A 14190-nucleotide genomic window follows, 5' to 3' on the forward strand; every position below is an offset into this window, starting at 1 on the left:
TCAAATTGCCGCTGTTCCTTTTGCGGAAAGGACGGCGCGGGTCATTCCTGTTTGAATGTACGGTCAGATAGTGGGCGGGATAAATGCTTTGTGTCCGTTTTTGATTGATTTCACTATAAGAATGTTCATGATTATACCGCACAGTCTGGGCTTCGTGGCAGTCGGGCGGATGTAAGCCGCTTTTGAGGTCGTCTGAAACTGAAAGAAGCCGGTTTCGCTGAAATAAATAAAGCAGAGCTTGTCCGAACCTTTTTCAGACGACCTGTTTGCCGCAGCATTGTTTTTTCCGTCCTGCCAACCTGCTTGCATTGATACTGCTTAATTACTTAATTATCGGCTCTCATTCCTGCCCCGCTCAGGCGGAGGCGGGAGGGGCGGTTGAGGGCCGGTGTCGTTCAAAAGCAAAGCGAATCAGTTAAAAATAAAAAAGGCGCATGATGCGCCCTTTTTGTCTTTGGTACATCGTCTGAAACCCGACGACGAAGAAACCGTCAATCTTCTTCCCCTTCCGGCAAACCTTTATCCTGCAAGGCGGATTCTTGGGCGGTTTCCGCCAAATCGCGTTGCAGGCGTTTGGTGGTTTTGACGCCCAGCGCGCGCAGTTTTTCGGCGCGGCTGACGAGGTTGCCGCGTCCTTGCGAGAGCTGTTTGTAGGCTTGTTGGAACTGGCTTTGCGCTTGGTCGATGTTCTTGCCGACGGCCTCGAGCGTTTGGACGAAGCCGGTGAATTTGTCGTAAAGCCTGCCGCCTTCTGCCGCGATGGCGAGGGCGTTTTGGTTTTGCTGTTCGTTGCGCCAGATGTGGGCGACGGTGCGCAGGGTGGCGAGCAGCGTACTCGGGCCGACCGGCATGATGCGCTTGTCGAAACATTCTTGGAACAGGGCGGCATCGTGTTGCAGGGCGAGCAGGTAGGCGGGTTCGACGGGGATGAACATAAACACGAAGTCCAGCGTGCGCACGCCTTCGAGGTCGGTATAGTCTTTTTGCGACAGGCTGCGGATGTGGGCGCGGATACTGGCGACGTGGGCGGCGAGTTCGCGCTCGACGGTTTCGGCGTCGGCGGCTTGGGTATAGCGGACGTAGGCGGTCAGCGAGACTTTGGAATCGATGACGATTTGCTTGCCTTCGGGCAGGTTGACGAGGACGTCGGGCTGGAGGCGGCGCGCGCCGTCTTCTTCTTGGCGGACGGCGGCGGCTTGGACGGTGTATTCGCGTCCTTTTTGCAGGCCGGAATGTTCCAAAACGCTTTCCAAAATCATCTCGCCCCAGTTGCCTTGGGTTTTGTTTTGCGTGCCGGTGAGCGCGTCGGTGAGGGCTTTGGCGTCGCTGTGCAGTTGGGTGTTGAGGGTTTGCAGGCGTTTGAGTTCGTTTTCGAGGGTCAGCCGTTCGCGCGCTTCTTTTTCGTAGGTTTGCTGAACCAGCTCGCTGAAGCCGTGGATGCGTTCGTTGAGCGGGGTCAGCAGTTGGCTGAGGTGGTCGCGGTTTTGCTCGGTGAAACGGCGGCTTTTCTCTTCCAAAATGGTGTTGGCAAGGTTTTGGAACTGGTCGCCCAGGCTTTGGCGGGCTTCGGCAAGGAGCTTGAGCTTTTCGTCGGCGGCGAGGCGTTCCTGTTCGAGCTGGATGTGGAGGCGTTCGTTGCGGACATGCAGGTTGTGCGCGTTTTCCTGAAGCTCGGCGTAATCTTGTTTCAGACGACCTGCTTCCTGTTCGCGCTCTTGAAGATAGCCGATTTGGCGTTCGGCGGCGGCGAAGCGGTTGCCCAATTCCTGCAACTCGCCCTGCAAATCTTGGACATGATAGCGCGCGTCGGCAAGCTCGGATGCGGTTTGCGCCTGATTTTGTTCGGCAAATTCAAGATGCTGGCGGCACTCGGTAAGCGATTGCATCAGGGCAAACTGCTGCGTCTGCGCCTTGTTGCGGGCGAGCAGCCAAGTGATGAGCGCGCCGGACAAAAAGGCGAGCGCGGCGGTTAGGAGGAGCGGGACATTCATAGGTCGTCTGAAAACGGAAAAAGCAAAAACGGCAATATAGCATGTTTGCAGGGCAAGCTCGCTGTGCACTTGAGTAGGATAGGGCGGAATGGCTGATAAACCGATGCCGGGCAGCGGATTTCAGAATGCAGGGCGAAGCAGTCGTACCGAATCAATTTGATGGGGGCGTAAACGGCATCGACGAAACAGAAAGCTTTTTCAGACGACCCCGCCAACCTATAAAGATAGGTAGGTCGTCTGAAAACCTAAAAACAAGCTTTACACGCTTCGCTGCGCCCAAATAGGGCTTTGACTGCCGACAGCTTGGAAAACCGCCCTCTTTGGGCAAAGCGAAATAAGCCGCAGCGCCGGATGAGAGATTTGCTGAGCAATTTCAGAAGAAAACAGCGGATTCCGGTTTGTCGGGCAGGGATTTTGGTTTCAGACGACCTGTTTTTGCCAAAAATAGATGGGTTATTTAAAAAATGGCAATGGCAATTATAGTCTTAGACTAAAAATCCAAAATCCAAGCGGAAAAGTGTTGTTTTTTATCTGATTGAAAAATAAAAGGAAAATTTAAAAATTTTCTAAAATGATGTAATTTGGCAACAAAAAATCCGAGAGTATCTATTCTAAAATAAATAATTTGTAATCGGCTTGTAACTAAGACATCGGTGTCATTCTTCAAGACATCGGTGTCATTTTCAAAAATAAAAATAATTTATCAAAATAATTACATTAAAGCATTAATACCGCTATTTTCTTTACAAAAAAACTGTATAATTTATCAATTAAGGCGGTATCATGGCTCCTGTCGATACGGCAGACACGCTGCCGACAAATGCAGATGTTGTTAAATAACATTTGGTAAGTATGAGAAAGGATTATCCGAAATGAAAAATTTATTGACCTTAGCCGCAGCCTCTTTAATCGGTATGGCCGGTGTTACCGCTTCAGCCTCTATGGTTGCCCGCAATATCGAAACCGTTGCAAAAAAATAATTTGAAAACAAACGAAATATTTTAAACGCTTCCCAAACCCTCACAAACAACCTTCCCGCCCGCGGCGGAGCGGCTTTCGGCTTTCAACTGATTCTGGCATCAGATGCCGACACAAGCGCGAACCGCAGACCGCCCAGTTCGGCGGCGGGAACAAAAGAAAGAGAGATGACCATGAAAAACTTAATTAAATTGGCAGCCGCCTCCCTGATTGGCATGTCCGGTCTGACCGCCGGCGCGACGACCGCCGCCAAAAACATCGCCGAAGCCGGCAAATAATAAGCCGACCCTACGATAATATCCGCAACACAAACATAAGAAAGAGACTCAAAATGAAAGAATTGATCAAACTCGCCGCCGCATCGCTGATCGGTATGTCCGGTCTGGCCGCCGGCGCAACCCACATCGCCGACAATATGCGTACCGCGATTAAAAAATAAGCTCGGGCTGTTTTAAAACCCCAAGCTCTTGGAAGTAAAAGCAAAGGTCGTCTGAAAAGTTTCAGACGACCTTTTTTAATTTGCACAATGTGTCAACAGACAGGCGGGACACAAAACATCAGCGCGATGATTCAAACCAGACGATTTGTTCTTTATCGATATGTATCGGCACGGTATCGCCGTCGGGTAGCTGTCCGGCGGGTAGGAGGGTGGTCAGTTCGCCGTATTCGGGGTGGGCGAAGGTCAGGCGCAGGCTGTCGGGTAGGGGGGTGAGGGACAGGATGCGGCAGGGTGTGCTTTGCGGGTCGGGGCGGATGGCGTGCGTAGGGATGTGGCGCGTATCGTCGGTGTTGGGCAGCCCGAGCAGGCGGGCGGCCTGGGCGTCGGCCGGGCGGCGGAAGAGTTCGGCGGGCGTGCCGTATTGGAGGATGCGCCCTTCGTGCATGAGGGCGATATGGTCTGCCAGCGCGGCGGCTTCTTCGGGGGAATGGGTTACGAGGACGGCGGGGATGTTTTGACGGCGGATGCTCTCGTCGGTCAGGCGGTAGAGGGTGTGGCGCAGGTGGGTGTCGAGGCTGGAGAAGGCTTCGTCCAAGAGGAGCAGGGACGGTTTGATAATCAGGGCGCGGGCGAGGGCGAGGCGTTGCTGTTCGCCGCCGGAGAGGCTGCCGGGTTTGCGGCGGGCTTCGTTTTCCAAACCGATGTCGCGCAGCGCCTGCATGGTTTGCGCTTCGATTTCGGCTTTGGGCAGGAGGCGCATTTTGAGTCCGAAGCCGACGTTTTCTTGGGCGGTCAGGTGCGGGAACAGGGCGTAGTCTTGAAACATCAGCGAGACGTTGCGTTTTTCGGGCGGGACGGCGGTGATGTCCTGCCCGTCCAGCCAGACTTCGCCGCTGTCGGGTTTGACGATGCCTGCGATGATTTTGAGCAGGGTGGATTTGCCGCAGCCGGAGCGTCCGAGGACGGCGAGGGTTTCACCTGCGGACACGGTCAGGCTGATGCGGTCGGCGACGGTTTTGCTGTCGAAGCGTTTGCAGATGTCGGTAAGTCGGAGCATGGGTTTCAGACGACCTTTTGGGGAATCGGGAAAGGAAAACGGCGGGGCGTTAATGGTTTTGTACTGTTTTATTTTTTGCATTCAGCGGCAAAGGCTGTCCAGCCATAGGCTTAACGGATGCTGCCTGTCGAGCGCGCCGTAGCGTTTGAGGGCTTCGAGGGTAACGAGCTGGGCATCGTGCATCATGGTTTGGGACAACATGGTTTCGATGAGTTGCGAAACGTTCATCAATTCAAACCCTGCGACTTCGCCGTCTTGGTTTTCGGGGCGGACGGATTCGGGCAGGACGATGTCGAAGATGTGCAGGATTTCGTTGTGGATACCGCGCGATACGGGGCGCAGGCTGTGGATTCGGGCGGCGGGTCGGAGGGTGTCGAGGGCGGGCGGCATCAGTCCGGCTTCTTCTTCGCTTTCGCGGCAGACGGCTTCAAACGGGGTTTCGCCGCTGGCAATGCCGCCGCCGACGAGGTTGTCGAGTTTGTCGGGATCGACGGCTTTGTGCGGGCTGCGGCGGCCTATCCAAAAATGCCAGCCGCCGTCGGTTTGCACCAGTCCGTTGAGGTGGACGGCTTGGCTCATGAGTCCGAACGGGCGGAAGGCGGCGCGTTCCAACGCAAAAAGCACCTTGCCTGCGTCGCCGCACACGTCAAACTTTTCGTCGCGCCAGCCGTACAGCAGTCCGAGGCTTTTCCATTCGTGCGCCAAGTGCTGCAAACTGTCGCCCATCGCCAGCCAGTTGTCCGTTTGCAGGCAGAGGTCGTCTGAAATTTCAGAAAGCCCTTCCTGCCAGTCTTGTTTGATCCGTTCGCGCCAAAACGGATTCAGACGACCCAAAGCCAGCCCGTTCAGATAGAGCGTGTTCCAGTCGTCTGCCGCGCCGTAACTTGCCCGCGCCCAATCGTAGAGCGCGTCGTGGGTGCGGCGGTCGATCGTTTCGGAAAAACAAGGGTGCGAAGACATGGCCGTTCCTCAGTCCAATCATAAACATAAAGCGGATTGTATCTGCTTTGTTTCAATTTGCAATCAACTCTATCCATAGCCGGACGGTACACGATGCAAAGCCAAACCGCCCGAAAACCGCTATACTATAATCGTCCCATTCTTTCGGAGATCCAACACCATGAGCGAATTGAGCGAAATTCTCGCCTATAACCAAAATTTTGTCGAATCGGGCGAATACGAAAAATATTTAACCGACAAATATCCCGGCCGCGAACTGGCCATCCTGTCCTGCATGGACGCGCGCATCATCGAGCTGCTGCCCAACGCGCTCGGACTGAAAAACGGCGACGCCAAAGTCATCAAAAACGCCGGCGCAGTCGTTACCCATCCCTGGGGATCCGTCATGCGCAGCCTTTTGGTCGCCGTGTTCGAACTTAAAGTCAAAGAAATCATGGTCATCGCCCACCACGACTGCGGCATGAAGGGGCTGAACGCCGCCGGTTTCCTTGAAAAAGTACACGAAAGCGACATTCCCGACGACCGCATCGAAACCCTGCGCAACGCCGGCATCGACCTCGACGACTGGCTGACCGGTTTCGACAACGTAGAAGACAGCGTCCGCCACACCGTCAAAGTCATCCGCAACCACCCGCTCATGCCCGCCGACATCGCCGTCCACGGACTCGTCATCCACCCGACCACCGGCAAACTCACCCTGGTTGTCGACGGCAGCCCCGAGGCAAAAAGCCTTTCAGACGACCCCGCCAACCCATAAACCCGAAAGGTCGTCTGAAACCCAAACAAAGCGCACACCCCACACCCAAGGACACCCATGAAAAACATCGGACTTTTCGGCGGCACCTTCGACCCCATCCACAACGGCCACCTCCACATCGCCCGCGCCTTCGCCGACGAAATCGGACTCGACACCGTCGTCTTCCTGCCCGCAGGCGACCCCTACCACAAAGACCCGTCCCGCGCCTGTGCCCAAGACCGCCTCATCATGACCGAACTGGCTATCGCCGACGACCCCCGCTTCGCCGCCAGCGACTGCGACATCGTCCGCGACGGCGCAACGTACACCTTCGACACCGTCCAAATCTTCCGCCAGCAATTCCCCGCCGCCCAACTTTGGTGGCTCATGGGCAGCGACAGCCTCATGAAACTGCACACTTGGAAAAAATGGCAGACCCTCGTGCGCCAAACCCACATCGCCGTCGCCATGCGCCAAGGCGACAACCTCAACCAAACCCCGCGCGAACTCCACGCCTGGCTGGGCGAAGCCCTCCAAAACGGCAGCGTCCGTATCCTCAACGCCCCCCTGCACAACACCTCCTCCACCCAAATCCGCCAAACCCTCCAAAGCGGCAGACTTTCAGACGACCTCCCGCCCCAAGTCGCCCGCCACATCCGCGAACACAAACTGTACCAAAGCGGAAAATAGCGTAAATTCATACAGATAAGTTATAATACCGTCCAAACCCCATTTCATTCCCACCATTAGGAAAACAATGAACGAACAAGAACTGCAGGACCTGCAAAAAATGGTCGAAACCGCCGTCGAAGCCCTCGAAGACATCAAAGCCAAAGACATCTCCGTCCTCGAAACCCAAGAAAAAACCTCACTGTTCGCCCGCATGATCATCGCCAGCGGCGACAGCACCCGCCAAGTCAAAGCCCTCGCCAACAACGTCGCCGTCAGCCTCAAAGAAGCCGGCTTCGAAATCCTCAGCACCGAAGGCGACAGCGGCGAATGGACGCTCGTTGACGCAGGCGACCTCGTCGTCCATGTCATGCTGCCCGCCGTCCGCGACTTCTACGACATCGACACCCTCTGGGGCGGCGAAAAACCCAGCTTCCACGCCGGCGCGCAAAAACCCTGGCACGCCGCCGACTAAGCAGCCATCCCAAGCCGTCTGTGCATACAGACGGCTTTATTGCGCACACCTGAACCCCCTTTGCCCAAACCGAAGTTTTCAGACGACCCCTTGACCGAACAACCAAAATATCGGATTCAAAAATCCCGTTTCACCATCATTCAAACCAAAAGGTCGTCTGAAAACTTTCAGACGACCCCATCCGACCAAGGAAAACCATGAACATCACCGTCCTCGCCGTCGGCACCAAAATGCCCCGCTGGGTGGACGAAGCCGTCGGCGAATACGCCAAACGCTTCGGACGCGACGTCGCCTACACCCTCAAAGAAATCAAACCCGAAAAACGCGGCGCAGGCGTCAACGCCGCACAAGGCATGGCGGCGGAAGAAAAACGCATCCTCGAAGCCATCCCCCAAGGCGCATTCCTCATCGTCCTCGACGAACGCGGCAAAGCCTCAACCTCCGTCGAGCTGGCGGAACACCTCAAAAGCTGGCAGCAAAACGGCGAACACGTCTGCTTCGTCATCGGCGGCGCCGACGGCATGACCGACCGCCTCAAACAACAAGCCCGCATGATGATGCGCCTCTCCAGCCTCACTCTCCCGCACGGCATGGTGCGTGTTCTGCTGACCGAACAGCTCTACCGCGCCGTTTCCATCCTCCACAACCATCCCTACCACCGCGAATGACAAAAGCCGTACCCATAGGCAGGCTTTTCGGCTTAAAAGTAATTACTTGAAGTTATAGGATTTTTTGTTACAAACAATTTAATCAAGAAAATCCTTGACACCTTCCCGGAATGAAAGTATAGTTTTAGCTTCTGACGCGGGATGGAGCAGCATGGTAGCTCGTCGGGCTCATAACCCGAAGGTCGTAGGTTCGAATCCTGCTCCCGCAACCAATTTTAAAAACCCTCAGTTTTCCGAGGGTTTTTTGTTGCCCGCCATTTCGGTAAAACGGCAAACAGGTTGGTTGCTGCGGGAAGGCGTTATGACCGGTTCGTTTATTTTTGATACATTCTCTGTCCTCGCGCAGGTGGGGCGGAAATGGCGCGCCGACAAATAAGCGGTATCGATGTAAACGGGCCGGCTATGCCGTATTGTAAAAGGTCGTCTGAAAACTTTCAGACGACCTTCAATCTTTTTTCTCAATATGCCGCAACGGCTTAACGTTTTTTCTTGGCGTTTTTCTTTTCGGCGGCGGCAAGGCGCATGGCGACGAATTCGACCATCAGTTCTTTTTTCGTCCAGAAGAAGTTTTTCATTTTTTCCAGAGAATAGATTTTGCGTACCATCATGGGCAGGCCGGCATGGATGATGGCGGCGACTTCGCCGTTGCGGGTTTCGTCCGCCATGGCGGTTTTGAGGTCGGTCTGGTTGGTGGCGAGGTAGTCGCCGAGTTGTTTTTGAACGCTGGTGCTGATTTCAAATTGCTTAATCATGTTTTCTTTCCGTTTTGTGTTTGTCCCGCAGGGAATGGCGGCTATTAGTTTTAATTACATGCGCATTTTAACAAAATTTAATCTTATTGCATATAAACAGTCTGGAATTATGATGTGATTTACCATTTTTCGGGCGTAAAACAGACAGTCGTTGACATAAAGAAAACAGCCGCTGCGGTTTGGCGGGTAAAATATGCGTTTTCGAGCGTGAGGTCGTCTGAAAATGTATTTGTGGTTTAAGCTCTTGCATGTGTTTTTTGTGATTTCGTGGTTTGCCGGGCTGTTTTACCTGCCGCGGATTTTTGTGAATCTGGCGCAGGTCGAAGCGGCGGAGCAGCCGGTGGAATATGAGCGGCTCTCGGCGATGTCGCGGCGGCTGTATAAGTTTATGTCGCCGTTGGGGTTCGGGACGCTGGTGTTCGGCATTTTGATTCCGTTTGTGACGGGCTGGTGGGGGCAGGGCTGGCTGCACGTGAAGCTGTTGATGGGCCTGCTGCTTTTGGCTTATCAATTTTATTGCGGCGCGCTGCTTCGCGGCTTTGAGGAAAAACGCAATACGCATTCGCACAAGTGGTACAGGGTGTTTAACGAAGTGCCTGTATTGATGATGGTCGTGGCTTTGTATATGGTGGTGTTCAAGCCGTTTTAAGGTGTGTGCAAAACCTGTTTTCAGACGACCTTCTTTTATATTGGAATCAAACAGATGACTATTGAAATCGAACGCCGCTTCCTGTTGAAAAACGATGACTGGAAGCGCGAAGCCTCCGCGCCGCAGGTGTTGCGGCAGGGCTATTTGAGCGTGGAAAAAGAGCGCACCATCCGCGTGCGCATTATTGACGACAAGGCTTGGCTGACTTTGAAAGGCTATATTTCGGATGTCAGCCGCAGCGAGTTTGAATACGAAATTCCTTTGGCGCACGCGCGGCAGATGATGGAGACGATGTGTCCGTTTAAGATGGAAAAACACCGTTATCGGGTGGAATTTAAGGGCTTTGTGTTTGAAATCGACGAGTATTTCGGCGACAACGCGCCTTTGGTGGTGGCGGAGGTCGAGCTGCCTGCGGAAGATGCGCCGTTTGAAAAACCGGACTGGCTGGGCGCGGAGATTACGTCGGAAGGAAAATTTACCAATGCGTATTTGAGCAAGCATCCTTATTCGACTTGGTAGGCGGGTTGGGGAATAACGGTACGCCGCCGATACAGGTAGCAGATTGTAGCGTGGGCTTTGCTCACGGAAAACGGTTTGGAAGAGTGTCCGGTTCGGGATTAGATTGGCGGATTCGCGGGCAAAACCCGCGCTACGGCCGGCTTAATTTAATGCGCTATATCGGCTTGTTTGGTGATCAAAAGGTCGTCTGAAAACCGGTTTTCAGACGACCTTTTGACTTTTTAGCCGATGTTAAGGCTGATAGCCGGGTTTCATGCCGTTGGGCAGGAGTTGCCAGACGTAGCCTGTGGTTTTCATTTTGCCGGCAACTTCGCCTGCTTCGTCGCCGTAGCCCCAGAAGTAGTCCACGCGGACGGCGCCTTTGATGGCGCTGCCTGTGTCTTGCGCCATGATGAGGCGGTTGAGGGCTTTTTTGGTGGTCGGATGGGCGGTGGCGACAAACAGCGGCGCGCCTAAGGTGATGTAGTGGCGGTCGATGGCGCCTGCGTATTCACCCAAGAGCGGTGTGCCCAATGCGCCGACCGGGCCGGCTTCGCTGCTGCCGGTCAGTTCGCGGAAGAAGACGTAGCTGGGGTTTTGTCCCAAGACTTCGGCGAGGCGGCCGGGGTTTTGCTTCATGTAGGCTTTGATGCCCTGCATGCTGGTTTGTGCGAGGGGGAGGTAGCCTTTGTCCGCCATGTAGCGTCCGATGGAGACGTAGGGGTGTTCGTTTTTGTCGGCGAATCCGACGCGGATGTATTTGCCGGACGGGGTTTTCAGACGACCCGAACCTTGGATGTGCATGAAGAAGAGTTCGACGGGGTCTTCTGCGTAACCGAGGATGGGGGCTTTGCCGTTGAGCGCGCCGCCGTTGATTTGGTTGCGGGTGTAATAAGGAACGAAGCGGCTGCCTTCAAATCTGCCTTTGAGGGCGGTGCTGCGGGCGGTAATGGGGAATTGGGACAGGTCGGCGGTGTGTGTGCCGCTGTTGTCGATGACGCCGCTGTTGGCACCGGTTTGGCGGATGCGGACGGTGGCTTTGCTGCCTCTCAAATTGGCGGACAGGGGGACGGAGACGAAGTCGTTGGGGATGCCGTAGATGGGGAAGCGGGCTTTGCTTGTGGCTTTGTCATCGCCGAGCAGGACGGGTTCGTAGTAGCCGGTAATGGTACCTGCGGGGTTGCCGTTGTTGCTGACCTGCCAAGGGGTGAAATAGCGTTCGAAGAAATGTTTGGCTTGGAAATGGTGGAGGGGCGTCTGCATGGCTTGGGCGCAGACATCTTGCCAGCCTGCGCGGTTTTTGAGTTTCTCGCAGCCTAAGCGGAAGGATTGGAGGCTTTGGGCGAAGTGTTGGGTGTTCCAGTGCGGCAGTTCTTGGTGGGACACGACGGTGTAGGTCGCGCCGCCGCCGCTGACAGTAGTGCCTGCGGGGTCGGGCGTGCCGGTTGGGCGGTCGGGGCCTTTGATGGTGGTGGTGTCGACTTCGGGGAGTTTTTTGATGCGTTTGCTCGGGCAGGCGGAGAGGACGGCTGCGGCGATGGTGAGGAGTGTGATGCGGTATAGGTGTTTTTTCATAATGCTGTCTTAAAGGTCGTCTGAAATCGGGTGGATGGGAACGTGGTTTGCAGACGGGATATTGGTTCGTTTATTCAAGAGCTTGGGATTCTAACACAGTTTTTCCGCCTGCTTTGGCTCAAGGCGTGAGGTCGTCTGAAAGCGGATGGGGTGGGTGTTCAGACGACCTTGTGTGTTGTGGCGGCTATTGTTGATGGACGGGATATATTTTGGCTGCCGTATCGGCAGTTGGGAGATGGGCTGTTTGCGGAAAACCGGTATGTTTATCCGATACTTTCGTCATTTCCTTGTTAACATTCGTAACTGTGTTTATTACTTAAAAATAAAAATTATTTGCATTTGTTTAATTATCGGTTTATAAATATTTAGGCATAAGGTCGTCTGAATTTTCTTGGAGAAGGTTTATTGCAGCTGAATAGGATAGATAAGGCGGCGGGTGAAACGGATTGGGTAAAAGAATAAATGGTTTAGTTTTGGATATTTAGTTTTAAGGTTTGTTTTATATATGTTGATTGCTTTTTTGATTATGCTGCGCGAGGGCATCGAGGCCGCCCTGATTGTGGGCATCGTCGCCGGTTTTTTGAAACAGTCGGGACATTCGCGGCTGATGCCTAAGGTGTGGCTGGGTGTGGCTTTGGCTGCGCTGATGTGTTTGGGCATCGGATACGGCATCCATTCGGCAACGGGCGAGATTCCTCAGAAGGAGCAGGAATTTGTGGTCGGCGTTATCGGTTTGGTGGCGGTGGCGATGCTGACTTATATGATTTTATGGATGAAAAAAGCCGCCCGTTCGATGAAGCAGCAGCTTCAGGATTCGGTTCAGACGGCCTTAAACCGCGGCAACGGCCAAGGTTGGGCTTTGGTCGGCATGGCTTTTCTGGCTGTGGCGCGCGAGGGGCTGGAGAGTGTGTTTTTCCTCTTGGCGGTGTTTCAGCAGAGTCCGACTTGGTCTATGCCCGTCGGCGCGGTATTGGGGCTGCTGGCCGCAGTGGTCATCGGCGCGCTGATTTATCAGGGCGGTATGCGTCTGAATCTGGCGAAGTTTTTCCGCTGGACGGGCGCGTTTTTGATTGTGGTGGCCGCCGGTTTGGTGGCCGGCTCGCTGCGCGCGCTGCATGAGGCGGGCGTGTGGAACCACCTGCAAGAGGTGGTGTTTGATTCTTCCAAATACCTGCATGAAGACAGCCCGCTGGGCGTGCTGCTCGGCGGCTTCTTCGGCTATACCGACCACCCGACGCAGGGCGAGGTGCTGGCGTGGCTGCTGTATTTGGTTCCGGTCATGATTTGGTTTCTGCACGGCAGCAGGCCCGCCGCGGTGCAGAGGTCGTCTGAAAGCCATTAGTGGCGCTTAAAAATTCCGTATCTCATTCTTATCAACATGCCAAAGAGGTTTGAAATGAAAAAACTCAATATAACTGCTTTATCCGTGATGCTGGCTTTGGGTCTGACCGCGTGTCAGCCGCCCGAAGCGGAAAAATCCGCGCCTGCCGCGTCAGGTGCATCAAGCGCGAATGCTGGCGGCTCCGTCAATATCGGCGTGAACGATACCGCCTGCGAACCGATGGAACTGACCGTACCGAGCGGACAAGTCGTGTTCAACATCAAAAACAACAGCGGCCGCAAGCTCGAATGGGAAATCCTCAAAGGCGTGATGGTGGTCGACGAGCGCGAAAACATCGCCCCCGGACTTTCCGACAAAATGACCGTTACCCTGCTGCCGGGCGAATACGAAATGACCTGCGGCCTCTTGACCAACCCGCGCGGCAAGTTGGTGGTAACCGACAGCGGCTTTAAAGACACCGGCAACGAAGCCGATTTGGAAAAACTTGCCAAACCGCTTGCCGACTATAAAGTTTACGTCCAAGGCGAAGCCAAAGAGCTGGTTGCCAAAACCAAAGCCTTCACTGACGCCGTCAAAGCGGGCGACATCGAAAAAGCCAAATCCCTGTTTGCCGCCACCCGCACCCACTACGAACGCATCGAGCCGATTGCCGAACTCTTCAACGAACTCGACCCCGCCATCGACGCGCGTGAAGACGACTTCAAAGACAAAACCGAAGACGCGGCCTTCACCGGCTTCCACCGCATCGAACACGCCCTGTGGGTCAAAAAAGACGTATCCGGCGTGAAAGACATTGCCGACAAACTCATGAAAGACGTTGAAGCCCTGCAAAAAGAAATCGACGCCCTCTCCTTCCCGCCGAACAAAGTCGTCGGCGGCGCGGCAGTGTTGATTGAAGAAGTTGCCGGCAGCAAAATCAGCGGCGAAGAAGACCGTTACAGCCACACCGACTTGAGCGACTTCCAAGCCAACATCGAAGGCGCGCAAAAAATCGTCGAACTCTTCCGTCCGATGATTGCCGAGAAAAACAAAGCCCTGCTCGAGAAAGTCGATGCCAACTTCAAACAAGTAACCGACATCCTCGCCAAATACAAAACCAAAGACGGCTTTGAAACCTACGACAAACTCAGCGAAGCAGACCGCAAAACCCTTCAGGCACCGATTAACGCCCTTGCCGAAGACCTGAGCCAACTGCGCGGCACACTGGGTCTCAAATAAACCTGACCCGCCCGTTTCAGACGACCCCTTGCCACTCAAGAGGTCGTCTGAAAACTTATCGCTGACAGCAGTAATCGCAGTCGTAGCATGGGCTTTGCTCGCGAAAAAACCCAAAGCCGTATAGGTCGGACACTTCTATCCGACAAAGCACAAACCGCGACACACCTTGCCGTCATGCCAAAC

General features: G+C 54.5%; 14 protein-coding genes and 1 tRNA gene. 9 read left to right on the top strand and 6 right to left on the bottom strand.

The genetic code is table 11. The features are described 5' to 3' along the window. Positions 1 to 63 precede the first annotated feature (63 nt). The 4 genes from RSJ68_10550 to RSJ68_10565 form a co-directional block, all read right to left on the bottom strand. Positions 64 to 309: a hypothetical protein gene (locus RSJ68_10550; protein ID WNU96843.1), complete on the bottom strand. Its 246-nt coding sequence runs from the start codon at positions 307 to 309 to the stop codon at positions 64 to 66. Positions 310 to 491: 182 nt separating this feature from the next. Beyond that, positions 492 to 1991, bottom strand: a complete 1500-nt coding sequence (locus tag RSJ68_10555) for a DNA recombination protein RmuC (GenBank protein ID WNU96844.1) — start codon at positions 1989 to 1991, stop codon at positions 492 to 494. A 1535-nt stretch (positions 1992 to 3526) separates the two neighbouring features. Beyond that, positions 3527 to 4465 carry an ABC transporter ATP-binding protein gene (locus tag RSJ68_10560; GenBank protein ID WNU98395.1) on the bottom strand — a complete coding sequence of 313 codons (939 nt, stop codon included), beginning with the start codon at positions 4463 to 4465 and terminating at the stop codon, positions 3527 to 3529. A gap of 81 nt (positions 4466 to 4546) precedes the next feature. Beyond that, positions 4547 to 5425, bottom strand: coding sequence for an NUDIX domain-containing protein (locus tag RSJ68_10565; protein WNU96845.1), 879 nt, complete (start codon positions 5423 to 5425; stop codon positions 4547 to 4549). A 160-nt stretch (positions 5426 to 5585) separates the two neighbouring features. On the opposite strand from RSJ68_10565, the gene RSJ68_10570 reads away from it, so the two are divergent. The 5 genes from RSJ68_10570 (at position 5586) to RSJ68_10590 (ending at position 8185) form a co-directional block, all read left to right on the top strand. After that, complete coding sequence (locus RSJ68_10570; protein WNU96846.1) at positions 5586 to 6182, top strand: carbonic anhydrase; 597 nt, start codon at positions 5586 to 5588, stop codon at positions 6180 to 6182. A 57-nt stretch (positions 6183 to 6239) separates the two neighbouring features. Further along, a complete protein-coding gene (gene nadD / locus RSJ68_10575) occupies positions 6240 to 6851 on the top strand; it encodes a nicotinate-nucleotide adenylyltransferase (protein WNU96847.1) in 612 nt (203 codons plus the stop codon). A 67-nt stretch (positions 6852 to 6918) separates the two neighbouring features. Beyond that, positions 6919 to 7305, top strand: coding sequence for a ribosome silencing factor (rsfS, locus tag RSJ68_10580; GenBank protein WNU96848.1), 387 nt, complete (start codon positions 6919 to 6921; stop codon positions 7303 to 7305). 197 nt (positions 7306 to 7502) lie between these two features. Further along, positions 7503 to 7973, top strand: coding sequence for a 23S rRNA (pseudouridine(1915)-N(3))-methyltransferase RlmH (gene rlmH / locus RSJ68_10585; protein ID WNU96849.1), 471 nt, complete (start codon positions 7503 to 7505; stop codon positions 7971 to 7973). Positions 7974 to 8108: 135 nt separating this feature from the next. Beyond that, a tRNA-Met gene (locus RSJ68_10590) sits at positions 8109 to 8185 on the top strand. 264 nt (positions 8186 to 8449) lie between these two features. On the opposite strand, the gene RSJ68_10595 is transcribed toward RSJ68_10590, so the two are convergent. Then, positions 8450 to 8725: a hypothetical protein gene (locus RSJ68_10595; GenBank protein WNU96850.1), complete on the bottom strand. Its 276-nt coding sequence runs from the start codon at positions 8723 to 8725 to the stop codon at positions 8450 to 8452. Between the two features lie 223 nt (positions 8726 to 8948). On the opposite strand from RSJ68_10595, the gene RSJ68_10600 reads away from it, so the two are divergent. Together RSJ68_10600 and RSJ68_10605 are read left to right on the top strand one after the other, a co-directional pair. Beyond that, complete coding sequence (locus RSJ68_10600; protein ID WNU96851.1) at positions 8949 to 9374, top strand: CopD family protein; 426 nt, start codon at positions 8949 to 8951, stop codon at positions 9372 to 9374. A 54-nt stretch (positions 9375 to 9428) separates the two neighbouring features. Then, positions 9429 to 9893 (top strand): CYTH domain-containing protein, encoded by a 465-nt coding sequence (locus RSJ68_10605; protein WNU96852.1) that lies wholly within the window; start codon positions 9429 to 9431, stop codon positions 9891 to 9893. Between the two features lie 231 nt (positions 9894 to 10124). On the opposite strand, the gene RSJ68_10610 is transcribed toward RSJ68_10605, so the two are convergent. Then, positions 10125 to 11447 carry a murein transglycosylase A gene (locus RSJ68_10610; GenBank protein ID WNU96853.1) on the bottom strand — a complete coding sequence of 441 codons (1323 nt, stop codon included), beginning with the start codon at positions 11445 to 11447 and terminating at the stop codon, positions 10125 to 10127. A 505-nt stretch (positions 11448 to 11952) separates the two neighbouring features. Here RSJ68_10610 and efeU point away from each other — a divergent pair. Beyond that, a complete protein-coding gene (efeU, locus tag RSJ68_10615) occupies positions 11953 to 12789 on the top strand; it encodes an iron uptake transporter permease EfeU (protein WNU96854.1) in 837 nt (278 codons plus the stop codon). 54 nt (positions 12790 to 12843) lie between these two features. Next, complete coding sequence (efeO, locus tag RSJ68_10620) at positions 12844 to 14007, top strand: iron uptake system protein EfeO (GenBank protein WNU96855.1); 1164 nt, start codon at positions 12844 to 12846, stop codon at positions 14005 to 14007. Positions 14008 to 14190 lie beyond the last annotated feature (183 nt).

Source organism: Neisseria sp. DTU_2020_1000833_1_SI_GRL_NUU_006, assembly GCA_032388755.1.
Classification (GTDB): domain Bacteria; phylum Pseudomonadota; class Gammaproteobacteria; order Burkholderiales; family Neisseriaceae; genus Neisseria; species Neisseria sicca_C.